We start from the raw sequence: 22727 nt of genomic DNA, 5'->3' as shown, positions 1-22727 counted from the left end.
CAGTGGCGGACGCAGCGGGGACGGTGGAGTCGTGCTCCCGACCCGATTCAGTCCGAGTCGGTTCGGCTCGTGCCGCTTTCGCTCGGCCCGTTCCGCTTTCGCTCGACGAGCTCAGAGATCGCGAACGCCGTCGACCGCCTCGTCGATCGCCGGCGCATCGAACAGGTCGCGTCCGGTGTAGGCGTTCGCGCCGGCCGCGTACATCGCCGACACCGCCTCGAGGACGCGGTCCGGGAGCTGGACGGGATCGTCCGTACAGAGCGTGCGCCAGTCGGCGACGTCCCGCTCCGCGACCGTCTCCTTGGCCGCCGAGACCGCCGCGACCCACTCGGGGTCGTTGCGCTTGTACCACTGCCGGACGACCTCCTTGGAGACCTCCTGGCCATCGTAGGCGAACCGGTTCTCGTCGAACGTGCCGACCACGTCCGCGACGCGGATCTCACCGTCGACGTACAGACACTCGATCTTTCCGTCCTCGTGGTCGAACCCGGCGTCCTCGGCACGCTCGGTCACGACGCGGTTGACTGCGAGCGCGATCGACTCGAGATCCGCGATCGACGCGACGCCCGCGATCCGGTCGGCCTCCTCGCGGGTCAGGTAGCGGTCCTTCTCCTCGTATTTCGTCGAGAACTCCACGACCGGCTCGGGGAGCTCGATCGCCTCATCTGGCCATTCCGCGACCGTGAGTCCGACGTCGCCCGGATCGCGACGGTCGCGGAGGCTCGACCCGATCGGGACCGTGTTCCGGAAGACGACCTCCAGCGGGATCAGATAGTTTCCGTCGGCCGCCTCGTGGTAGGCCTCGTAATCGTACCCGTCGCCGCCGCCGAGATACGGAAGATCGGGAACCTGGGTCAATTCGATCGCCATCTCCGTCGGCGGTGCCGACGCCGCCTCGAGGTCGACGATCGCGTCCTCGGGGACTGCGCGGTCCGCGTCCGGTCCCTCGGCGCCCGTCCTCTCGGCATCCGGATCCACGACGCCGCGGTAGTGCGTCGGGACCCCCGCCGCCTCGAGGCGTTCGAAGTTGTACGCGCCCATCGTACAGAGGCTCGCGCCCTTTCGCGGGATCGGGTCGGGCATCCGCCCCCAGTCGAAGACGGAGTACGCGTCGGTGAAGACGAACCGCCCGCGCCCGAGGGCGTCGGCCGTCGCCGGCTCCGCGACGCGGAACTCCTTGACACTCGTCATACCTCACAGCGCGGGGGCAGCCCCAATGAATCTTTCAGTGTCCGGGCGATCCCTCACGGCGTCGCGGGTCACGCGGACGAGGGCCGTCCTGACGAGGCGAAACCCTCCTTGCTCCCGAGCGTAAGAGTCGGGTATGAGCGCCACGCGGACCGTCGAACTCGAGGGCCACATCATCGACTCGGGCCGGATGCAGCAGTGTTTCACCGCTGTGATGGACCTCGACGGGTCCTTCGAGGTCGAGGAATTTGACGTCGGGAAGAACGAGGACGAGCCCTCCTACTGTCGACTGTCGGTCTCGGCCGACGACGAGGCGACGCTGCAGGAGATCCTCCACGAACTCCACCAGAACGGCGCGGTGTTACGGAATCCGCCGAACGTTACCCTCGAACCCGCGCCCGCGGACCAGGTCGTCCCGCCGGGATTCTACTCGACGACGAACCACCCGACCGAGGTCCGCTACGAGGACGAGTGGATCCCCGTCGAGCACATCGAGATGGACTGCGCGCTGGTCGTCGAGCCCGAGGGCGGCCACGACGGCGGACCGCGGGCGTACACCAAGGTCCTCAACGCGATCGACGAGGGTGACCTCGTCGCGACCGACGAGTCGGGAATTCGCGTTAAGCCGCCGGAGCGGCCGCGCGGATCCGACGGTCCGTTCGGGTTCATGCAGGGCGGCATCTCCGCCGAGCGGCCCTCGGAGTCCACGATCCGGCAGGTCGCCGAGGAGGTCGCGGAGACCAAATCCAACGGCGGCAACGTGCTCGTCGTCGCCGGCCCCGCGGTCATTCATTCGGGAGCCGGCGACGCGCTCGCGGAACTCGTCAGGGAAGGCTACGTCGACGCGATCTCCGCCGGAAACGGCTTCGCGACCCACGACCTCGAGCGGTCGATCTACGGCACCTCGCTCGGGATGAACGTCGAGACGCTGGAGCACCCGCGGAAGGGACACAAACACCACATCTGGTCGATCTCCGAGGTGATCCGGGCCGGCGGGATCGAGGCCGCCGTCGAATCCGGCGTCATCACCGAGGGCGTGATGTACGAGTGCGTTCGAAACGACGTTCCCTACGTCCTCGCCGGATCGATCCGCGACGACGGGCCCCTCCCGGACACGATCACCGACGCCGTGGAGGCACAGGATGCCATCCGCGAGCAGGCGCGCGAGGCCGATCTCGTGTTGATGCTCGCCACCCTCTTACATTCCGTCGCCGTCGGCAACTGTCTCCCCTCGACGACGAAGACCGTCTGCGTCGACATCAACCCCGCGACGGTCACCCAACTGCTCGACCGCGGCTCCGCGCAGGCCGTCGGGATGGTGACCGACATCGGCACCTTCGTGCCCACGCTGGCCGAGTTCGTGCTGGAGAACGAGGCGTAGCTCCCTCGACCGGACGTAGCTCTGCGAACGACCACTGCAACTCCCCAGCCGGAAGTTTATCCGCGAAAGCGACCCAGTCGCCCCGTGACCTGACCGGCTTCCCACGGCGGTCGAGGCGGGCGCTCGGGGCGCCGCCGTGGGGTTCGACCACGCCCTCGACCGTTCGCCATTCTCACCGGCCCGGCCCGAGCCGTATCGGGTCGCTGCTGGACCGGATCGAGACCGCGATTCGATCTCCGACCGATAGATCGTGGTTCCGTTTGACGATCTTGATCCCGAGATCCGATCGCCGCGTCACGAACAGCGAGAGTCCGGTGGCCCGCTCGCCGTTCGCGTACACGTCGACGTCCCGCCAGGTGACGTCCGTCCAGCCGGCAGTCGTTCCGGCGTCTTCTCCCTGATCGCTCCTTCCTCGACCGTTACCCGGCCGGTCGTCGACGGTTCCGATCGGTCGGCCGAGTAGCGACAGGACTCGACCGTCCCGACCGGCGGAATTGCCGTCCCTCCCGGTCTCCGGTGCAGTTCCGTTCGCGAGGAACGCTCCGCCGCCGGCATAGTGGGTGAGCCCGCCGTCGAGCGGAACGCCGCGATCGCTCCCGAGTGCTCGGAAGGCGCCGCTTGAGCCGGTTCGTGACGGTCCGTCGAGACGGACGTAGGTCGGTCCCGCCTCGACGACCGTTCCCGTTCCGTCCCACGACGCCGGTTCGACGGCGGCGTCGACGTCGAGCCGGCGGGAGCCGCTCGCCCGGTACGGGTCCGCCTCGCGATCGCGGAACTCGAGGTGGACGTGGTTGTCGACCCACCGTCCGAAGAACCCGGACCGGACCATCGGTCCGAGCGCGTCCCCCGGCGCGACTCGGTCCCCACGTTGGACGTTCGGATTCACGTGGAGGATCCGAGCGGTGAGCGACCGCTCACCGCCGATCCCGGCCGCAGCAGCCCAGTCGCGGTCGACGTCGATCGCGATCACGTGGTCGTGATCCACGGCGTACTCGCGGTCCGGACAGCCGACCGTTCGGACGCCGCGAACCACGCCCGCAACCGGGGAGATGCCCACGTTCGAGTCCGGGTACAGGTCGATGCCCGAAGCGTCGTCGTGGGCCGGATACGGCGAGTTGTACAGCGAGAACCGTGGGTACGGCTCGAGCATCCGTTCCGGAACGGTCACCGCCATCGCAACGGAGTTCACGACCGGGACGCTTAGTCGCGTCGACCCGCTCCGATCGCCGGACAGTAGTTCGTGACGAGCTCGTCCACGAGCCGTTCGGTCGTCTCCGATGCGGTTTCGACGTGTTTTTACTCGGCGGGCGGATCGATCGCCGTATGGCAGAATTCAAGGTCGTCGTCGCCGACCCGAACGCCGGCGAGACGTATCAGCGCGACGTGGACGGACAGGATGCGAACCGATTCCTCGGCCGCAGCCTCGGCGAGGAAGTCGACGGTGGTGCCGTCGGTCTCGACGGATATACCCTCGAGATCACGGGCGGCTCCGACGAAACGGGACGTCCGATGCGGGCCGACGTACCCGGAACGAGCCTGAAGGAGATCCTCCTCGAGGGCGGCGTGGGCTTCAAGCCGACGGCTGACGGCGAGCGAAAGCGCGTCACCGTCCGCGGCGCGGAGATCGCCGACGACGTCGCGCAGGTCAACGTGTCCGTGGTCGACGGCGACGGCGACGTGGCTGCCGCGCTCGGCGAGGACGACGACGAAGCGGACGCGGACGACGCGGAGTAGTCTCGTTTCTTCGGGTCGATGGCTCGAATCACTTCCGACGACGACGGCGTTGCGTCCGTCCGCGTGGACGTCGTTCGCAGCGGCGGGACCCGCCGTCCCTGTCTCCGGCTCCCGGACGACGACGCGCTCGACCGTCGCCTCGAGTCCGGCGACGCCGAGGCTCTTGGCGTGAGCGACGGGGACGTGATCCGACTGTTGTTCAACCGGGAGACTCGCTACGCACGCGTCGACGCCGATTCACAGGGACGGCTTCTCCGCGGGGCGTTCGACAACCGACGGCTGGCCCGGTCGCCCGGTGAGGGCGAGAACCGGCTCCTCGAGTGGCTCGATGACAACGGTCGCGAGGCGGGTGACGCGGTGCTTTTCGACGTCGTCGTTTCCGGCGACGCCTACGGTCTCCGACTGCCGGGCGATCGCTCGGTCTACGACGCGGATGCCGGTCCCCGTGGGTCGCTCGCGGACATCGCTCGGGACGTCGACGGGTGAGGGACGTTCCCCGCCAACGGGCGGGGCCGGTCGACCCAGTGCTCCGAACGGCTTAATCCCTCCCGCCCCCGAGCGTGTCGTATGGAACGGGTCGATGCGGATCTCTCGAGGCTCGACCGGGCGATCATCAACGCCTTTCAGGGCGGCTTTCCGGTCACGTCGCGGCCATTCGAGCCGGCCGCCGCGGCGCTGTCCGACCGCGGCGTCGAGGTGACCGGGCCGGAGCTGTGTGACCGCGTTCGACGGTTGGACGCGGAGGACGTCCTCTCGCGGTTCGGCGCGCTCGTCAACGCCGAGGCGATCGGCGGGGCTGCGTCGCTGGTCGCGATGCACGCGCCGCCCGAGCGGTACGACGAGGTGGCCGAGACGGTCAACGAGTTTCCGGAGGTCGCTCACAACTACGAGCGCGAGCATCCGCACCTCAACATGTGGTTCGTCGTCAGCGTCGCGGACCATCCCGACCCGGAGAAGGACGGCGACGACCGCGTTCGCGAGGTGCTCGATCGGATCGAGGCGGCGACGGGACAACCGACGTACAACCTGCCGAAACGACGGGAGTTCCACGTCGGCGCGAAGTTTCTCCTCGACGGTCCGATCCCGGACGGGGACCTCGATCTCTCCGATCTCGGCCCGTCGATCGATCCCGTCGAGCGGGAGACGCTCACGCCGGCCGAACGCGACCTCGTCGTCGAGATCCAGGGCGGACTCCCGATCACGGAAACGCCGTACGCCGACGTCGCCGCGGCGATCGGTGCGGACGTCGAGTGGGTGATCGAGACGATCGCTCGGTTCAACGCGGCGGGGAAGGTCCGCCGCGTCGGCGTCATTCCCAACCACTACGCGCTCGGATACACCGAGAACGGGATGACCGTCTGGGACGTTCCCGAGGACGTGCTCCCCGAGGTCGGCCCGGTCGTGGCCGGGATGGACTTCGTCACCCACTGCTATGAGCGCCCGCGTCACGAGGGCGTCTGGGAGTACAACTTCTTCGCGATGACCCACGGCCGCAGCGAGGCCGAAAGCGAGCGCCGGATCGCCGAGATCGCGGAGACGATGAACGAGTTCTGGGACGTTGACCCCTCCGACTGGGACACCCTGTTCTCGACGCGCATCCTCAAGAAGACGGGGATCCGGATCGCGGAGCGTGCGGACAGCAACACGGCGAGCCCCGCTCCGTCGACGGAATGATCCCGCTGGTCCACGACCTCACCGGGGAGACCGTTCTGGTGGTCGGCGGCGGCGCGGTCGCGACGCGGAAGGCCCGGCGATTCGCGTCGGAGGCGGCCGTGATCGTCGTGGCCCCGACGTTCACCGAGCGGCTGCGGTCGGCGGCCGGTCGGCCCGTCGAAAACGGGACGGACGCCGCCGAAACGGGTCCCGCCACCGGACGGATCGATCTGGTTCGCCAGCGCGTCGACCCCGACGACGTCGCGTCGTGGATCGACAGCGCCGAGCCGACACTCGTCGTCGCCGCGACCGACGACGCGACGGTCAACGCCGCGGCGGAGGCGGCGGCCCGCGAGCGGGACGTTCTCGTCAACCGGACCGACGTCTCTGGCGGCCGTGATCCGGGAAGCGTCGTCGTTCCGGCCACCGTGGAGGACGGGCCGGTGACGATCGCGATCACGACCGGCGCGAGCAGCCCCGCGCTTTCGCGGTACCTCCGCGAGCGGATCGAGTCGGAGTTCGACGGCGTCGGCGAGCTCGCGCGGCTCAGCGGAGCCGTTCGGACGGAGCTGATCGATCAGGGCGTCGATCCCGACACGCGACGCGAGGCGGTGCGGGCGGTCGTCCGGTCGCCGGCCGTTCAGAAGGGTTTACAAACGGGGGAGTCGAACACTCGACAACTGGCGGACGGGATCGTCGAACGCGTTCGGGATCACGAAGACGACCCCGGAGACACGTCGGAGGGACAATGAACCAGACGGGAGTACTCACCGGAATCAGCGTTTCACACACGCGTGCCAGCATCGACGAGATCGAGTCGGCGGGAACTGACTCCGTTCGCGGGACGGTCTCGGACCTCCTCGCCCGACAGGGCGTCGAGGAGGCGTTCGCGATACGCACCTGCAACCGGTCGGAGGCGTACGTCGTCACCGACCGCGTGACCCGCGGATACGAGGTCATCGAGTCGTTCGCACCCGACGTTCGTGACGGCGCGATCCGGCGGCTCGATCACGAGGAGAGTCTGCGACATCTGATGCGGGTCGCGGCCGGACTCGAGTCGCTCGTGATCGGCGAGGACCAGATCATCGGCCAAGTCCGGGAAGCCTTCGAGGCGGCACGGGCGGCCGGCGGGATCGGGCCGGTGCTCGAGGACGCGGTCACCAAGGCGATCCACGTCGGCGAGCGCGCCCGCACCGAGACGGCGATCAACGAGGGCGTCGTCTCGCTGGGGTCGGCCGCCGTCGAGTTGGCCGACAGCAGACTCGATCTGGACGGCGCAACCGCGCTGGTCGTCGGTGCAGGCGAGATGAGTACGCTCGCAGCACGGGCGCTCGACGACACCGACGTCTCCCGGATCCACGTCGCGAACCGGACGATACCACACGCCGAGCACGTCGCGGCGGAGGTCGATACGGACGCGACCGCCCTGCCGCTTGCCGATCTCGCCCGCGTGCTCCCGCGGACCGATCTCCTCGTCACGGCCACCGGGAGCACGGACCCGCTGGTCGACCCGTCGGACCTGGCCGACGCCGGGGAGACGGTCTGTATCGACATCGCCCGCCCGAGGGACGTCGACCCCGCTGTCGAGTCCGTCGCCGGCATCACGCTGTACGACATCGACGCGCTGGAGTCGGTCACCAGCCGCACCCGCGAGCAGCGGGAAGCCGAGGCGCGCGCGGTCGAGGACCTGATCGACGAGGAGCTCGATCGGCTGCTCGAGTCGTTCAAGCGCCGCCGCGCCGACGACGCGATCGCGACGATGTACGAGTCCGCCGACCGGGTCAAGGCCCGTGAACTCGAGGAGGCGCTCGCGAAGCTCGACGCGCAGGGCGGGCTCAACGAGGACCAGCGCGAGACGGTCGAGGCGCTCGCGGACGCGCTCGTGGGGCAGCTGCTCGCCGCGCCGACGAAGTCGCTGCGGGAGGCCGCCGGCGAGGACGACCTGACGACGATCCAGACCGCGATGCAGCTGTTCGACCCGGAGTTCGACGCGCCGCCCCGCGGCACCGCCGGCGCCGACGAGGCTCGGTCGCCGGACGCGGGCGGCACCGCCGAGGGACCGTCCGACGGCGTCCCCAACGAAGTCTCGGACTGACCGATTCCGCCGCCGTCGTCGTTTGTCCCACTCATCCATCACTCACTTCGCGGTTTTTAACCCACGTCCCCGCGGATCCGGGTGTATGGAGCTTTCAACGCTCGTCGACCGACTCGACGAGACGCTATCGACGGCGGCGTACGCCGACGTGGACGCGAGCGCGAACGGCCTCCAGGTCGGGCCCGAGACGAAGTCAGTCGAGCACGTCGCGGTCGCCGTCGACGCCGCCGCGGCGACGATCGAGGCGGCCGCCGACGCCGGCGCCGACGTCCTCGTGACTCACCACGGGATCTCCTGGGGCGGGATCGATCACGTGACCGGGCGTGCCTACGACCGGATCGCGGCGCTGGTCGAGAACGACGTCGCTCTGTACGTCTCGCATCTCCCGCTGGACGGCCACCAGGAGCTCGGCAACGCCGCCGGCGTGGCCGACGCGCTCGGGGTGACCGACCGGGAGCCGTTCGGCGAGCTCGGCCCCGTCACGATCGGAACGATCGGGGATGTCTCCGATCCGGTCGACGTCGGGACGCTGACGGAGCGGCTCGAGGGGTTCGAGGGACGTGACCGCGACGTACGGACGCTCCCGTTCGGCCCCGACGAGATCGGTCGCGTCGCGGTGGTGACCGGATCCGGTGCCGATTGGCTCGACGAGGCCGTCGAACGCGGCGCGGACGCGCTCGTCACCGGCGAGGGCAAACAGCAGGTCTACCACGAGGCGCGCGAGGCCGGCATCTCGGTCCTGCTGGCCGGCCACTACGCCACCGAGACGTTCGGCGTTCGGTCGGTCCAGGAGCGTCTCGAGGAGTGGGGACTCGAGACCACGTACGTCTCCCATCCGACCGGGCTCTAGGGTCGTTGACCAGGGACCATCGCTGGCCTGACTCCGGCATCGCTCATCTCGGCGCCGCTTCCGATCTCGCGTGTTACTCCCCGTCAGCGATCCGGTCGGCGGCCTCGAAGCCGGCGACGATCCCGCCGTTCAGCGACCGTTCGGGGTACTGGGCCCGGCTCGCCATCCCGGCGTAGTAGACGCCCGGGATGCCCTCGGCCGCGAGGTCGTACGGGATGACGAGATCGAGGTAGCCGCGCTCGTAGACCGGCGCTGCCCGGGGGTTTCTCGAGATCCGGACGTCCCGAACGTCGGACCGCGAGAAACCGGGAAAGAGGTCCGCGATCCCGTCGAGCCACCGGTCGGTCAGCGTCTCGTCGTCGTCAGTCCAGTTCGGCTCCGATCGCGATTGGACGTAGCTGGCAACGTACAGGAGGTGATCGCCGCCGTACCGCGCCGGCGGGACGAAGTTCGTGTGTTCGATCAGCGCGCCGAAGGGCGCCTCCTCGCCGATGTTGAGCCAGTAGGTGTCGGTGAGCGGCTCCTCGAGCGTGAGGAGTGCACAGACCGCCCCCTGGAAGTCGATCCCGCAGCGGTAGCCCGTGAGGTCCTCGAGGACGTTCGGCATCGCCGCGACGACGACGCCGTCGACGTCGGCGGTCGTGGTACCGGCCGACGTCTCGATCGTGACCGTCTCGGCGGGCCCACGAGGCTGGACCTCGGGATGCGTCTCAGTGGGTGCGACTTCGTTCGTCGTGGCGACTTCGTCGGCAGCGGCGGCTTCGTGGCTACCGGCGACTCCGTCGACGGCGGCGGCTTCGCCGCCGGCAGCAGCTTCCTCGTCGATGGGTGCTTCCTCGTCGATGGGAGCTTCCTCGTCGATGGGAGCTTCCCCGTCGATGGGGGCTCCCCCGTCGACCTCCCTCGCCGAGCTCCCGGTCATCTCGCCGAACTCGATCCCGGTGACGCGGGCGTTCGTGGTGACGTTCTCCCGGCCGATCGCGTCGAGAAGGGCATCGATGAGGACGCCGAACGAGCCGTCGAAGTAGCCGAGGACCTCCCCGCGGAGGAGGTCGCGCTCGCCCCGGAACTTGATCCGACCGAGCAGCCACGCGGCCGAGACGTCCTCGACGCGGTCGCCGAACTTCGCGTCCAACAGGGGTTCGAAGAACCCCTCGTAGACGCCCCGCGTGGTGTGTTCGAGGAGGAACTCCCGAACCGGCACGTCCTCGAAGTCGGTCAGATCGTCGTAGGTGTCGAAGGAGGGGGTCCCGCCGCGGACGTCGACCTCCTGGGTGAGCATCGCGAGCCGGAACGTGTCGTACAGACTCAGCTCCGGGTACGCGAGGATCTCCCAGGGCGTGTCCAGCGGGTGGACGGTCCCGTCGACGTAGTAGGCGTTCTTCCCCACGCGCCACTCGATCCGGTCCCCGACGCCCAGTTCCTCGGCCAGCTCGACGATCGTCTCCTCCGAGCGGGAGAGGTGGTGGTAGAACCGCTCGATCGGATCGCCGCCGGTCCCGTAGAGCCCCGCCAGCCCGCCGACCTGGTCGGCCGCCTCGTAGACCTGGACGTCGTGGCCGTGACGCTGGAGCCGGTAGGCGGCCGCGAGTCCGGCGATCCCGCCGCCGACGACTGCGTACATACGAACCCGTGCGCGCGAGCGGGGTAAGTGCGTTGTGGAGTCGCGGTCGACGCCCCCTCAGTCGGCGGTCACGGTGAACCGCGAGACGTCCTCGCCGGGAACGTGGTCGGTGATGGCCGAGACGCCGACGGCGAGACCGCCCGCCAGCACCATCAGTCCGAGCGCGACGTCCCAGCCCGCGTAGGTCAGCGGAAGCGCAACTCGAACGTTCGTGAACGGGATCGGCACCGACTCAACGAGGACGTGCGCGAGGTAGATGACCTGCGGGATCGCGATCGACGTGATCATCCCGGTTCGGGTCGCGCCGTCCCAGTAGAGCGCGACGAGCACGACCGGCGTGAGCAGCGCGAACCCCGAGAACGCGGTGTCGCCGACCTCGATCAGGGTGCCGGGTCGGGTGAGACTCGCCAGGAACGCGAGCGTCGCGAAGGCGGCGACCCCGATGCGGGCGACCCACGCCTCCCGGCGGTCGGTCGCGTCCGGCCGGACGAAGGGACGATACAGGTCGCGGGTAAAATACGACGACCCCGACAGCAGCATCGAGTCGGAGGAGGACATCATCGCGGCCATCGCGCCGGCGACCACGAGCGCGGCGAACCAGACCGGCGTGTACTCGGTGAGCAACGCCGGGAGGACGTTCGCCCCTTCCGGGACGTCGATCGGCAGTCCGGCGGCCCACGACCCAAGGAGGAACGCGGGGACGAAAAGCAGGAGCACGAGCACGGGCCAGAGGGCGAACGACCGCTTGAGCACGCGGTCGGACTCGGCGACGAAGAACCGCTGGTTGATCTGGGGAAACATCGTCACCCCGAAGGCGATGGTCACCGCCGACGAAATGATGAACTGCGGCGTGTAGACGCCCCCGCCCAGCGCGGCGAAGTCGGGGTTCACCTCGACCATCGCGGCCGTCGCCGTCGAGAGCCCGCCCACCGCCGAGAGCACCCAGCCGACGGCGATCCACGTGATCGAGAGCATGAACAGCCCCTGGACCGTGTCCGTCCAGGCGACGCCGCGCATCCCCGCGATGACCACGTAGCCGATCATGAAGGCGGTGATGAGCGCCGCTCCGCCCCAGTACGGGACCGTGCCGCCGGTGAGCCCGACGATCGCCTCGCCCGCACCCATCTGCTGTAACATCACGTACGGGAACAGCCACAGCAGGCTGACCCCCGCCACGAGCGCGCGCAGGCCGGGCGACCCGAACCGGTCGCCGAACATCTCGCCGAGCGTCATGTAGCCCTGACGCCGCCCGATGAGCCATTGCTTGTAGCCGATGACGTACCAGAGGATCGCGAAGATGATCCCGTCCATCACGCCCATCACGAGGATCCACTCGGGCCCCGCGGCGTACGCGAGGTTCGGGCCGCCGAAGAAGGTGAACGCCGACAGCAGCGTCGCGAAGGTGGTGAACAACAGGACGAGCGTCCCGATCGACCGTCCCGCGAGGTAGTAGTCCTCGGCGCCGGACCCGGCGACCCGGTAGGCGACCAGTCCGATGGCGAACGCGACCAGCAGGTAGCCGACGACGATTCCCAGCTCCAGCGTTGCGCTCATCGCTCGCCCCCGTCTCGTCGGTCGGTCGTGGTCTCGCGTCGGTCGGTCGTGGTCCCGCGTCGATCGGTGGCAGCTTCGCCTCGACCGGCCGTGGTCCCGCGTTCGCCAACCGCGGTCCGAACCCCATCACCGGGGTCGAGTCCCATCAGGCGATCCCAGGAACTGCGGGTGAACCGGTAAAAGATCGCCGAACACAGCCCCAGCCAGCCGATGTGCCACCACAGCCAGATCGGCAGCCCCGCGACCACCGTGCCGTTTCCCCACAGAAACCAGGGAACCGCGAACGCGACGAGAAGCACGAACGTGGATATCCACAGTATCGAACGACCCAATCGATCCATATGTGTCGGTGTTTCGCTGGGAACCCTAAACATATCCCTTTCGGCCGTCGTTGCCACTCGCCGTGAACCGATCGGCGCCGAGTCGCGCGAATACGGCCGTCTGGCCGACCGTGACCGGTACGACAGCTATTTCCGCGAGACTACCGTATATAAATGTACTGGCGGCGAGCGCGCCGCCGTTCATATCATCATCACTGATCACGCATGGAAGACACAGCGAAATACCTCATTCACGCGACCATCGCCGCGGACGGCGTCGTCGAGCGGTCCGACGTCGTCGGGGCGGTCTTCGGGCAGACGGAGGGACTGCTCGGGGAGGAGCTCGACCTCCGGGACCTCCAGCAGTCCTCGAAGGTCGGTCGCATCGACGTCTCGATCGAATCGGAGAACGGACAGTCGTTCGGGGAGGTGACGGTCGCCTCCAGCCTGGACAAGGTGGAGACGGCGATCCTCGCCGCCGCCCTCGAAACCATCACGCGCGTCGGCCCCTGCCGGGCGTCCGTCGAGGTCACCCAGATCGAGGACGTGCGCGCGACCAAGCGCCGCGAGGTCGTCGACCGGGCCAAGGAGCTGCTCGCCGGCGGCTTCGAGGAGACGGCCCTCTCGAGCGACGAGGTGCTCGAGGAGGTCCGCGACGCGGCCCGCATCGAGGGCATCGCCGAGTACGAGGGGCTGCCGGCCGGCCCGCGGGTCCACGACTCGGACGCGGTCATCGTCGTCGAGGGTCGTGCGGACGTCCTGACGCTGCTCGACGCCGGCATCAAAAACGGCGTCGCCGTCGAGGGAACGAACGTCCCCGATGCGGTCGCGGAGCTCAGCCAGGACCGCACCGTCACCGCGTTCCTCGACGGCGACCGCGGCGGCGAGCTCATCCTGCGCGAGCTCGCTCAGGTCGGCGACGTGGATTACGTCGCGTTCGCCCCAGCCGGCCAGTCCGTCGAGGACCTCGACCGCGGCGCCGTGCTCGACGCGCTCCGCGGCAAGGTCCCCTACGAGACGCTCGCGGACGAACCGAACGCCCGGGAGGTCGCTCGCGACCCTCCGTCGGGGTCGCCGACGACTGAGTCGTCGACCCCTGCGGACGCGACCGACGACCCGGACGAGGAACCCGACTCGGAGTCGACCACCACCGACGACGCGTCCACGGAAGCGACGGCTGCAGCGGAGACGTCGACGACGCGGGAGACCGCGGCGCCCGAGACGGCGGAAGCCGAAGCGGCGACGGCGAACGGAAGCGGCGAGGAATCGTCCGCTGACGCCGATTCCGCCGCCGACGCCGAGGCTCCCGCCGACGCGTCGACCGACACGAAGTCGGTCCGCGACCACGTCTCCGACGTCATCACCGCCGACAGCGGCCTGGCCAGACTGCTCGATGACGCGGGCGAGGTGCTCTCGGAGGTCGACGCCGCGGCCGCCTTCGACGCCGTCGAGGACGCCGAGCCGCCCCCACACACCGTGGTCCTCGACGGCGAGATCACCCAGCGGCTGCTCGACGTCGCCGCTCAGCGTGGCGTCTCACAGGTCTTCGGTCGGTCCACCGGATCGATGGTGAAACAGCCGATCGGCACGCGCGTCACGACGGTCGAGGACGCGGCGGTCGAAGCCTGACCGGTCGGTCCGCCTGACCGGTCGGTCCGGTTCACCGCGACTCGCCGGTTCCGACCTCTGGATCGGCGGCGGGAGCGACGTCGGGGGCGTCCGAACGCGCGTCGGCGCGATAGCGGATCGCATCGCGGTCGCCGTATTCGTTCGGCAGGCGCTCGACCGCGCGGAAGCCACACGACTCGTACAGCGACCGCGCCGGGCCGTTCCCGACGGCCACCAGCAGCGTCACGGGTGCGTCGGTTCCGGCGCGCGCCGCCGACAACAGCTCCCGCCCGCGACCCTCCCGGCGGAACCCCGGATCGACGACGAGCTCGGCCACGTGGCGGGTCGTCGGCCCGTCGATGAACAGGACGTAGCCGACGACGGACTCGGTCCCGTCCGCGGCGGTCCCGATGGAGACGAGGACGGTCCCGCCGGCGGAGCCGCTCGCGGTGAGGCCGAGCTCGAGCAGCGACGGGGACGGGTCCGGAAGGTGACGCTGGAGACGATGGAGCGGCAGCGAGTCGCCGGACCGTGCCGCCCTGACGCGTCCGGGTGCGGTCCGAACCGGGGCGATGCGTTCGCCGGGTTCGTGGTTCGGCGCCATCAGACCACCAGCACGCTTCCCGCGACGGCGGCGAGGGCGCCCGAGAGCGTCGCGAGCAGGTTGACCGTCTGATTGCCGATCCGTCCCCCTTCGAGGAGGGCCCCGAGGAGGCTGTCCACGCTCATCCCGACGACGCCGGCCGCCAACACGACCGCGCCGCCGGTGGCGGGATCGCCGACCGGCATTCCGACCGCGGCGAGGACGCCAACGAGGGCGGCGCCCGCTATCCCCGCGAGCTCGCCCTGGAGAGTGACCGCGCCGTCGGTTCCGGGTTCGACCCGTTCCAGCGTGGTGACGAGCCGCGGGTCGTCGTAGAGCCCGCCGATCTCGGAGGCGAGCGTGTCGGCCATCGCGGTCGAGACCGCGCCGGCGAACGCGACGGCGAAGACGACGCCGGGCAGCTGGAGGTGGCCCGTGGCTGCGTAGCCGACGACCGCAGCGAGCGCGACCGCCGAGTTCGCGAGCACGTTCCCGCTCCCCCGCGCGCCGTCGTTCTCCTGAGCGACTCCCCGGGTGGCCTTCTCGTCGAACCGGAACTTGGAGGCGAGCCCGCCGATCGCGTAGAACGCGATGAGGACGACGAACCAGCCGACGCCGCCGAGCACGATCGTCAACAGCCCAAGCAGAACGCCGGTCACCATCCCCGGCACGGAAGCGGTCCCGAGCGCGTAGGAGACGTAGCCCAGCGCGATCGTGACCGCCAGCGCGAGGACGAGTCCCTGGACGGTCATCGCGGGCGTGATCTCGACGAACAGCCACGCCAGCAGCGCGACCGCGACCATCACGATCGGGTCGTCGCGCTCGAACAGCGCCGTTCGGATCAGCGCCGCGGCCAGCGCGCCCACGGCCGCGATGAACACGAATCCCGGCGGGTCGATCGCCCGGCCGGTAGCGGCCACCACGACGACCTGCGCGACGACGCCGGCGACGGAGCCGACGATCACGAAGGCGGTCGCGTGGGCGAACTCGTCGTCAGTGGCCGTTCGGACGACCTGCGTGCCGAGGTTCCCGAACGCCAGGAGGAGGACCGCGGCCGCGTAGACCCGAATCGGCATCGTCACGCGCGGGAGGGTCGCGAAGAGCCCCAGTCCCGCGGCCGCGAGCGCGAACCCGGCCAGCCCGTTCAGCCGGCGGTCCCGGCGGTCGCCCGGTCGGGCGAAGAGCTCGAAGACGGGGCCCTCGCGGACGACGAACGCGGCAAGCGCCGCGACGATCGCGAACGGGACCGCGGCGGCCGCGCCGAGCCACGGCGCGGCGAGCGCGAGCAGCGACACCGCGGCGAACCCACCCGCCCGTCGGATCCTCGACTGCACGTTCGCGCATACCCCCGACGGTCACTTAACCCTCCCGACATCGGGGGGGGGGGGGCGACGCCGTCGTCGAGATGCACTGCGTCGGATCGAGCCGATCGATGGCTCCGCCGGTCTCCCGGTCGGTTTTTGCTGATCGACCACGTTTCCCGGAGCGTGGGACTGTACGATACCTACCTCGCGGTACGTCACCGCCTCCACGAGGCCGACCCGCCCGCCCACGTCGCGGTCGTGATCACCGAACGCGATCTGCTGGAGCAGGGGGCCTACGACACCCTCGAGCGGTTCTTCGGGTGGGCCTTCGGCCGGGGCGCCGAGCGCGTGACCGTCCTCGTCTCGGTTCTCGACGCGGCGGTCGTCGGGACCCTCGAGCGCGAGCTCCGCAACGTCGACGCCCCTCGGCCGATCGCGGTTCGCGGCCCCGGTGACACCGAACGGGCCGACGCCCCGATCCAGGTGAGCATCGGGCTCGGCGGCAAACGCGAGTTCGCCGAGGCGGTCCGGGAGATCGCCGACGACGTCGCTGCCGGCGATCTCGAGCCCGAGGCGATCGACGAGGACACGATCTCCGAGCGGCTCGTGTTCCCCGAGGAGCCCGACCTGCTCATCAAGACCGGGGCCGAGCGGCTCTCCGACTTCGCCATCTGGCAGTCGGTCTATTCCGAACTGTACTTCACCGACGTCAACTGGCGCGACTTCCGCGAGCGCGATTACCTCCGGGCGATACTCGACTTTCAGAACCGGAAGCGACGGTTCGGGACCTGAAACGACCGTTCTCTGCCTACTGCCGGTCGATCAGCTTCGTCAGCGGTCGCGGATCGGTCTCGGTCGTCGCGCTTATCGGCCGCGGCGCGTAACGTCACGACGTGGCCCGAGCCGCCGACCCGACGATCAGGGACGCCTCGAGAGCGGACCTGCTGTCGGTGGTTCGGATCGAACGAACCGTCTTCTCGGACCCCTGGCCGTACGACGCGTTCGAGCGACTGCTCGACGCCCCGGCGTTTCTCGTCGCCGAGCTGGATCCCGACCGGTCGGACGCGGACGCCGACCGGCCGGACGCGGACGCCGAATCCCGGTCGGACGCGGACGTGCGATCCGACGCCGTCCTCGACGAACCGCCCTCGATCGACGCCGGGCCGCCGATCGTCGGCTACGTCGTCGCCGACGTGACGCCCAACTTCGGACGTGACATCGGCCACATCAAGGACCTCGCCGTCCACCCGGCGGTTCAGGGACGGGGGATCGGCCGGCAGCTGCTCCGCGCCGCGCTTGCGCGGCTTCGGTTTCGCGACGCGTCCGTCGTCAAGCTCGAGGTCCGGGAGGGGAACGACCGGGCGCGGTCGCTGTACGGCGATCAGGGGTTCGCGCCGCTGCGTCGCGTCTCCCGGTACTACGCCGACGGCGAGGACGCGATCGTGATGGTGCTCGACCTCGAGGACTGGACGCCGTCGTGAGGTCGCTGCCCCGTGGCGGATGTGGGAACCTTTAGGGTCGATCGTCCCCTTCCGTTCGCCATGAGTACGGTCCCCGACCGGAGCGAGATCGGCACGCAGTATCGATGGGATCTGGAGGACATCTATGCCGACGACGAGGCGTGGGAGGCGGCCTACGAGTCGGTCTCCGACCGGGTGGAGGAACTGCGCGAGTACGAGGGGCGGGTCACCGAGAGCCCCGAGACCCTCCTCGAGCTGCTCGAGCTTCGCGAGTCGGTGCTGCGTGAGGTCGCGAAGGTGACGACCTACGCCCGGCTGCGCAGCGCCGAGGACACGACGAACCAGACCTACCAGGCGATGGCCGCGCGGGGGTCCTCGCTCGGCTCGACGGCCTCGAGCGCGATCTCCTACCTCGAGCCCGAGCTGCAGGCGTTGACGACCGCGGAGATCGAGTCGTTCATCGAGACCGAGCCCGACCTGGAGACCTACGAGCACTACTTCGAGGACGTCCGTCGGATGAAGCCGCACACCCGGTCGGCGGAGGTCGAGGAGGTGCTCGCGGATCTGTCGGAGGTCACCGGCGCGCCCTCGGAGATCTACTCGATGCTCACGAACGCGGACATGGAGTACGGGACCGTCGAGGGGCCCGACGGCGAGCCGGTCGAGATCACCCAGGCCAACTTCACGAAGCTCCAGACCAAGCCCGATCGGGAGTTCAGACGGACCGTCCACGAGACCTTCTACGACCACTGGGCGGACGTCCGCAACACGGTCGGCACGTCGCTCGAGAAGGCGGTTCGCGAACACGTGACGAGCGCGGAGATCCGGGGCTACGACACCGCACGGGAGGCCTCGCTCGACGGGTCGAACGTTCCACCGGGCGTCTACGACACGCTCGTCGACACGGTACACGCGAACCTCGACGCGCTCCACCGACACGCCGATCTGAAGCGCTCGGCGCTGGGCGTGGAGGAGCTCCGCAGCCACGACCTGTATATGTCGCTCACCGGCGACGAGGGCCCCGACGTCGAGTACGAGCAGGCGGTCGAGTGGGTGACCGAGGCGGTCGCTCCGCTCGGCGACGCCTATCAGGACCGGATGGCCGAGGGGCTCGAGAGCCGGTGGGTCGACGTCTACGAGAACGAGGGCAAGCGGTCCGGCGCCTTCTCCTCGGGGACCTACGACACCCAGCCGTTCATCCTGATGAACTACCAGGACGACATCGCCTCGCTGTTCACGCTGGCCCACGAGCTGGGCCACTCGATGCACTCGGAGCTGGCGGCCGACGCCCAGCCGTGGCACGACTCCAGCTACGACATCTTCGTGGCGGAGATCGCCTCGACGGTCAACGAGACGCTGCTGACCCAGCACCTCCTCGAGACGCTCGAGGACGACGAGCTGCGGACGCATGTCCTCGACGAGTTCCTCGAGCGCTTCCGGAGCACGCTGTTCCGACAGACGATGTTCGCCGACTTCGAACACCGGATCCACGCCCGGATCGAGGACGACGAGGCGCTCACGCCCGACGTCCTCGACGAAACCTACGGCGACCTCAAGCGGGAGTTCTACGCCCCGGCGACCCTCGAGGGCGGGATCGAACGCGAGTGGGAGCGCATCCCGCACTTCTACTACGACTTCTACGTCTACCAGTACGCCACCGGGATCGCGGCCGCTGCCGCCATCGTCGACCGGATCCTCGAGACGGGCGAGCCCGCCGCGGCCGACTACCGCGACATGCTCGCCGCCGGCGGCTCGGACTACCCCCTCGAGGTCGTCCGGCTCGCCGGGATAGACATGGCCGACGCCGAGCCGATCGAGTCCGCGATCGGCGTCTACCGGAGCTACCTCGACGAGATCGAGACGCTGTTGGATTTATAAGCCTCGTTTGAATCCACTGACGGGCGGCCGGCTTCCGCACCGTTTTTCTTCCGTCCCGCGGTGGGTTCGGTATGGGTAAACAGCCGCACCTGCTCGTCGAGGAGGGCGACGTCGAGTCGATCGCGATCGTTCCCGGCGATCCCGGCCGCGTCGACCGCATCGCCGCCCAGTGTGACGACGCCGAGACGATCTCACAGAACCGCGAGTACAAGCTCGTCAACGCCACCTACGAGGGCGTTCCGCTCACGATCTGCTCGACCGGCATCGGCGGCCCGTCGGCCGCGATCGCGCTCGAGGAGCTGGCGAACGTGGGCGTCGAGACGGTCCTACGCTGTGGCACCTGCGGCGCGCTCCAGTCGGACATCGAGATCGGCGACATGGTCGTCGCCAACGGCGCAGCCAAGGAGGAGGGCACCTCCAAGCGCTACGAGTCCGCCGTCTATCCGGCGGTGCCGAACTACGAGGTCCTCTCGGCGCTCGTCGACGCCGCCGAGGCGAACGACGAGGACGTCCACGTCGGGCCGATCGTCTCCGACGACGCCTTTTATAACGAGAGCGGGGACTACGTCGCCGACTGGGAGTCGGCGAACCTGCTCGCGATCGAGATGGAGGCGGCGACGCTGTTCGCGCTCGCTCGCCGGAAGGGGCTCCGCGCCGGCGCGATCTGTACGGTCGACGGCAACCTCGTCGAGGGCACCCAGAAGGGCGCCGACTCCGACGACGAGCTCCCCGAGAAGGCGAGGAACAACGTCGAACGCGCGATCACGCTGACGCTCGAATCGGTCGCCGCCTTATAAGGGGTCGGCTCAGTCCGGATCGGCGGTCGGTTCCGCTCGGATCGGCGGTTCTCTCAGTCCGAACTTTCGGTCTGCCCCCCGTCGGGCGTTCCGTCTCGACCGCTCTCGACGGCGTCCGCGACGTCGAGCCCCTCGTCGTCCATGATCTCCTCGGCGACGGCCATCGAATCGGCGCCGAACGCGGAGTCGACGATGAGGTGGCCGCCAAGCGTCGCCGGCGAGATGACGTCGTCGGCCCCGGCCCGCCGGAGCTTGTCGACGTTCTCGCGCTGGGTCGCGCCGGCGACGATCCGCACGTCGGGGTTGAGCTGGCGCGCGGTGAGGATCGCCAGCGCGTCCTCGGCGTCGTCGTTCGTCGCGACCACGACCGCCCGGGCGTCGACGATCCGGGCCGTCTCCAGCGGCCCCACGTCGCTGGGGTCGGCCGCGAGAACCGCGACGTCCCGGTCGGTGAGCCGGCTCGCGTGTCGTTCGTCGTCGGTGACGACGACGTAGTCGATGTCGCGCTCGAGGAGTTCTTCGAGGATCGGTTCCGTCAGGTCCCCGTAGCCTAACACGAGGACGTGGTCGTCGAGGAGGTCGAACTGTCGTTGTGTCATCTTTCCGAGTGCCTTCGAGAGTTGGGCCTCGATCGCGGGCGTCAACAGCACCCCCAGCGCGATCGCGAACGTGGCAACGTTTATCACGAGCACCGAGAGGCCGAACATCCGACCGATCGCGCTCGTCGGGGTCACGTCGCCGTAGCCGACCGTCGAGGCGGTCACGACGGTGTAGTAGAACGCGTCGACGATCGACTCGATCCCGGTGAACTCCTCGCGCAGCGCGAACGACCCGAACGTGCCGTAGCCGAGCGCGGTCGCCAGCGCGGTCCCTGCGGCCAGCTGCGTCGTCGAGGGGCGGTAGGTCCGCGTGAACCGATCACGGTTGACGATGAGTGCCGGGATGGAGGCGATCGAGAGGACCACGAGCGGGAGCGAGACGACCGAGACCTGCAGCAGGCCCTGCAGTCCGGTGAGCGGCAGCAGGACCGCGGTCGATCGGAGGCCGATCCGGTAGCCGCGCTTCAGCGCGTAGCCGCTCGCCAGCATCGCGAAGCCGGTGAGCGTGCCGGTGAACCCGACCGTTTGCCGGACGATCTCGGGGATGTACGGCGAGAGCGGTCCCGCGACGCTCACCCCCGAGATGTGGAGCAGCCCGACGACGATCGACAGCACCGCGACCGCGAACGTCAGGACGATCGACGCCCGGACGGTCACCCACTCGCGACTCAGCTCCATACCCGTGGGAGGCCCAGCACCGACTTAAAAGGAACGTGCGACGGTCATCGTTCCGGTCCGGAGCCGACCGTCGGCGGCGGGACTCACCGATCCAGCGCGTCGAGCGCCTCGGCGGCCTCGCGGGCCGCCTGCAGGTGGTCGCGGGCGCGGCGGGGATCCTCGGTCCGTTCGGCGGCCTCGGCGAACCGTCGCGCCGTGCGGGCCAGCGACTCGCGCGCCGCCCGGAGGTTCTCGGCGGGCGTCGATCCATCCGCATCGGGGGTCCGCGCCGGCTCCGTGGCGACACCGCCATCGTGCGTGTCGACGCGCGGCGGGGACGGTGTCGTGTCGGGGTCGTTCGGTGTGGCGTTCGGCCCGGCGTTATTCGGTGTGGCGTTCGGCCCGGCGTTATTCGGTGTGGCGGCGCTTGGCCCGGTGGCGTTCGGCCCGGCGGCGGAGGCGTTCGCCGCAGCATCGATCTCGCTCCCGGTGCCGGCCGTGGACCGCCCGGCTGCGGCCGTCCCGTTCTCGGCGGCCGGTTCCGCCGTTCCCGTCGCTCCGTCCTCGTCGATCTCGATCTCGGTCGGGGATCCTCTCGATTCCGTCCCGGTCGGGGATCCTCCCGCTTCCGTCTCGTCCATACCCCCGGTCGCGCTCTCGGTTCCCTCGCGGGAGCACGTGGGACAGAACTCCTGGCCGTTATGTCTGAAGATCGGGTCGCCGCAGGCGTCACAGTGGCTGTTGGTCATCGTCGCGCCCTTCAACAGCAGCTCCGACATATGCTGGGTGTGTTCGCGCTTCTTTTGGTCCCGCTCGAACTTCTCTCGAAGCTTCTCGCGTTCGGCCTCCTTGTCGAACTCGTCGCTCATACCTACAGGGAGGGCGTCGATCCGCAAAAGTTCGGCGGGCTCGGTCGGTCGCTGGTCGCCGTCCGCGTCGACGAACTCGGTCCGTAACCGTCGTCGCGTCGACGAACTTAGTCCTCGGTCTTCGTTCGGTCGACGTCGATCTCGCCGCGTTCGATCTTCACGCCGTCCTGGGCGACCTGCCGGCCCAACACGGCGCATTTCACGCGCATCGGCGAGATATCGACGCCGAGCATCTCGGTGATGTCGTCGGTGTCGAGATCCTGGAGCTCCTCGATCGTCATCCCGGCGAGCCGCTCGGAGAGCATGCTGGCTGAGGCCATCGAGATGGCGCAGCCGTCGCCGGTGAACGCGACGGCCTCGATCGTCTCGTCGTCGTCGGCGAGCCGGATGTCCATCCGGATCGTGTCCCCGCAGGAGGGGTTCTCGCCGACGTGCGTGATGTCCGGATCCTCCATCTCCCCGTAGTTGCGGGGGTTCTTGTAGTGATCGAGGATCTGCTGTCTGTACATGTCCGAGCCCAGTCCCATACTGCTTCAGGGTAGCCGGTTCGCCGGGAAAAGCGTTCCGCAGCGG

Annotated in this window: 22 protein-coding genes; 12 read left to right on the top strand and 10 right to left on the bottom strand. The window is 69.2% G+C overall.

Going from position 1 to position 22727, the window contains the following annotated elements; all coding sequences use genetic code 11:
• Positions 1-111: 111 nt before the first annotated feature.
• Positions 112-1191 carry a phosphoribosylaminoimidazolesuccinocarboxamide synthase gene (locus tag CPZ00_RS03790; RefSeq protein WP_096389701.1) on the bottom strand — a complete coding sequence of 360 codons (1080 nt, stop codon included), beginning with the start codon at positions 1189-1191 and terminating at the stop codon, positions 112-114.
• 133 nt (positions 1192-1324) lie between these two features.
• Between CPZ00_RS03790 and CPZ00_RS03785 the strand changes: the two genes are divergently transcribed.
• Positions 1325-2569, top strand: coding sequence for an ornithine cyclodeaminase (locus tag CPZ00_RS03785; RefSeq protein ID WP_096389700.1), 1245 nt, complete (start codon positions 1325-1327; stop codon positions 2567-2569).
• Positions 2570-2741: 172 nt separating this feature from the next.
• Here CPZ00_RS03785 and CPZ00_RS03780 read toward each other — a convergent pair whose 3' ends face one another.
• Positions 2742-3743, bottom strand: coding sequence for a hypothetical protein (locus CPZ00_RS03780; RefSeq protein ID WP_096389699.1), 1002 nt, complete (start codon positions 3741-3743; stop codon positions 2742-2744).
• Positions 3744-3892: 149 nt separating this feature from the next.
• Here CPZ00_RS03780 and CPZ00_RS03775 point away from each other — a divergent pair, with 149 nt between their 5' ends.
• The 6 genes from CPZ00_RS03775 to CPZ00_RS03750 all read left to right on the top strand — a co-directional run bounded on the left by CPZ00_RS03775 (position 3893) and on the right by CPZ00_RS03750 (position 8901).
• Positions 3893-4303, top strand: coding sequence for a 30S ribosomal protein S6e (locus CPZ00_RS03775; RefSeq protein WP_096389698.1), 411 nt, complete (start codon positions 3893-3895; stop codon positions 4301-4303).
• Between the two features lie 18 nt (positions 4304-4321).
• Positions 4322-4789, top strand: a complete 468-nt coding sequence (locus tag CPZ00_RS03770) for a DUF7112 family protein (protein ID WP_096389697.1) — start codon at positions 4322-4324, stop codon at positions 4787-4789.
• An 81-nt stretch (positions 4790-4870) separates the two neighbouring features.
• Positions 4871-5977 (top strand): siroheme decarboxylase subunit beta, encoded by a 1107-nt coding sequence (ahbB, locus tag CPZ00_RS03765; RefSeq protein ID WP_096389696.1) that lies wholly within the window; start codon positions 4871-4873, stop codon positions 5975-5977.
• Positions 5974-6708, top strand: a complete 735-nt coding sequence (locus tag CPZ00_RS03760; RefSeq protein WP_096389695.1) for a precorrin-2 dehydrogenase/sirohydrochlorin ferrochelatase family protein — start codon at positions 5974-5976, stop codon at positions 6706-6708. The genes ahbB and CPZ00_RS03760 overlap by 4 nt, the downstream gene beginning before the upstream one ends.
• Positions 6705-8051 carry a glutamyl-tRNA reductase gene (hemA, locus tag CPZ00_RS03755; protein ID WP_096389694.1) on the top strand — a complete coding sequence of 449 codons (1347 nt, stop codon included), beginning with the start codon at positions 6705-6707 and terminating at the stop codon, positions 8049-8051. The genes CPZ00_RS03760 and hemA overlap by 4 nt, the downstream gene beginning before the upstream one ends.
• 85 nt (positions 8052-8136) lie before the next feature.
• Positions 8137-8901 (top strand): Nif3-like dinuclear metal center hexameric protein, encoded by a 765-nt coding sequence (locus CPZ00_RS03750; protein WP_096389693.1) that lies wholly within the window; start codon positions 8137-8139, stop codon positions 8899-8901.
• 73 nt (positions 8902-8974) lie between these two features.
• Here the strand turns inward: CPZ00_RS03750 and CPZ00_RS15825 are convergent, their stop codons facing one another.
• The 3 genes from CPZ00_RS15825 to CPZ00_RS16115 are packed head-to-tail and all read right to left on the bottom strand — an operon-like array spanning position 8975 to position 12420.
• Entirely contained in the window at positions 8975-10525 is a 1551-nt protein-coding gene (locus CPZ00_RS15825; protein ID WP_233255131.1) for an NAD(P)/FAD-dependent oxidoreductase, read from the bottom strand.
• 57 nt (positions 10526-10582) lie between these two features.
• Positions 10583-12079 (bottom strand): sodium:solute symporter family protein, encoded by a 1497-nt coding sequence (locus CPZ00_RS03735; protein ID WP_096389692.1) that lies wholly within the window; start codon positions 12077-12079, stop codon positions 10583-10585.
• On the bottom strand, positions 12076-12420 hold the full coding sequence (locus tag CPZ00_RS16115; RefSeq protein ID WP_096389691.1) for a DUF3311 domain-containing protein: 345 nt from the start codon (positions 12418-12420) through the stop codon (positions 12076-12078). Before CPZ00_RS16115 ends, CPZ00_RS03735 begins: the two co-directional genes overlap by 4 nt.
• Positions 12421-12624: 204 nt before the next feature.
• Between CPZ00_RS16115 and dnaG the strand changes: the two genes are divergently transcribed.
• The gene (gene dnaG, locus CPZ00_RS03725; protein WP_096389690.1) at positions 12625-14028 is read left to right on the top strand and encodes a DNA primase DnaG; all 1404 of its coding nucleotides are present in this window, start codon (positions 12625-12627) and stop codon (positions 14026-14028) included.
• Positions 14029-14059: 31 nt separating this feature from the next.
• Here the strand turns inward: dnaG and CPZ00_RS03720 are convergent, their stop codons facing one another.
• Both CPZ00_RS03720 and CPZ00_RS03715 read right to left on the bottom strand, forming a co-directional pair.
• Positions 14060-14611, bottom strand: coding sequence for a GNAT family N-acetyltransferase (locus tag CPZ00_RS03720; protein WP_096389689.1), 552 nt, complete (start codon positions 14609-14611; stop codon positions 14060-14062).
• Positions 14611-15924 (bottom strand): DUF92 domain-containing protein, encoded by a 1314-nt coding sequence (locus tag CPZ00_RS03715; RefSeq protein WP_096389688.1) that lies wholly within the window; start codon positions 15922-15924, stop codon positions 14611-14613. Before CPZ00_RS03715 ends, CPZ00_RS03720 begins: the two co-directional genes overlap by 1 nt.
• A gap of 153 nt (positions 15925-16077) precedes the next feature.
• Between CPZ00_RS03715 and CPZ00_RS03710 the strand changes: the two genes are divergently transcribed.
• The 4 genes from CPZ00_RS03710 to CPZ00_RS03695 all read left to right on the top strand — a co-directional run bounded on the left by CPZ00_RS03710 (position 16078) and on the right by CPZ00_RS03695 (position 20029).
• Positions 16078-16686 (top strand): undecaprenyl diphosphate synthase family protein, encoded by a 609-nt coding sequence (locus tag CPZ00_RS03710; RefSeq protein WP_096391584.1) that lies wholly within the window; start codon positions 16078-16080, stop codon positions 16684-16686.
• A 101-nt stretch (positions 16687-16787) separates the two neighbouring features.
• On the top strand, positions 16788-17375 hold the full coding sequence (locus tag CPZ00_RS03705; RefSeq protein WP_233255130.1) for a GNAT family N-acetyltransferase: 588 nt from the start codon (positions 16788-16790) through the stop codon (positions 17373-17375).
• Positions 17376-17435: 60 nt separating this feature from the next.
• On the top strand, positions 17436-19232 hold the full coding sequence (gene pepF / locus CPZ00_RS03700) for an oligoendopeptidase F (protein WP_096389687.1): 1797 nt from the start codon (positions 17436-17438) through the stop codon (positions 19230-19232).
• 71 nt (positions 19233-19303) lie between these two features.
• The gene (locus CPZ00_RS03695) at positions 19304-20029 is read left to right on the top strand and encodes a nucleoside phosphorylase (RefSeq protein ID WP_096389686.1); all 726 of its coding nucleotides are present in this window, start codon (positions 19304-19306) and stop codon (positions 20027-20029) included.
• Between the two features lie 53 nt (positions 20030-20082).
• Here CPZ00_RS03695 and CPZ00_RS03690 read toward each other — a convergent pair whose 3' ends face one another.
• The 3 genes from CPZ00_RS03690 to sufU all read right to left on the bottom strand — a co-directional run bounded on the left by CPZ00_RS03690 (position 20083) and on the right by sufU (position 22681).
• A complete protein-coding gene (locus tag CPZ00_RS03690) occupies positions 20083-21306 on the bottom strand; it encodes an NAD-binding protein (protein WP_096389685.1) in 1224 nt (407 codons plus the stop codon).
• Between the two features lie 83 nt (positions 21307-21389).
• Positions 21390-22154: an Sjogren's syndrome/scleroderma autoantigen 1 family protein gene (locus CPZ00_RS03685; RefSeq protein ID WP_096389684.1), complete on the bottom strand. Its 765-nt coding sequence runs from the start codon at positions 22152-22154 to the stop codon at positions 21390-21392.
• 107 nt (positions 22155-22261) lie between these two features.
• Positions 22262-22681, bottom strand: coding sequence for a Fe-S cluster assembly sulfur transfer protein SufU (gene sufU, locus CPZ00_RS03680; protein ID WP_096389683.1), 420 nt, complete (start codon positions 22679-22681; stop codon positions 22262-22264).
• Between the last annotated feature and the right edge of the window lie 46 nt (positions 22682-22727).

The organism is Halopenitus persicus, from assembly GCF_002355635.1.
Classification (GTDB): domain Archaea; phylum Halobacteriota; class Halobacteria; order Halobacteriales; family Haloferacaceae; genus Halopenitus; species Halopenitus persicus_A.
This window is presented reverse-complemented; position numbering and strand designations above follow the sequence as displayed.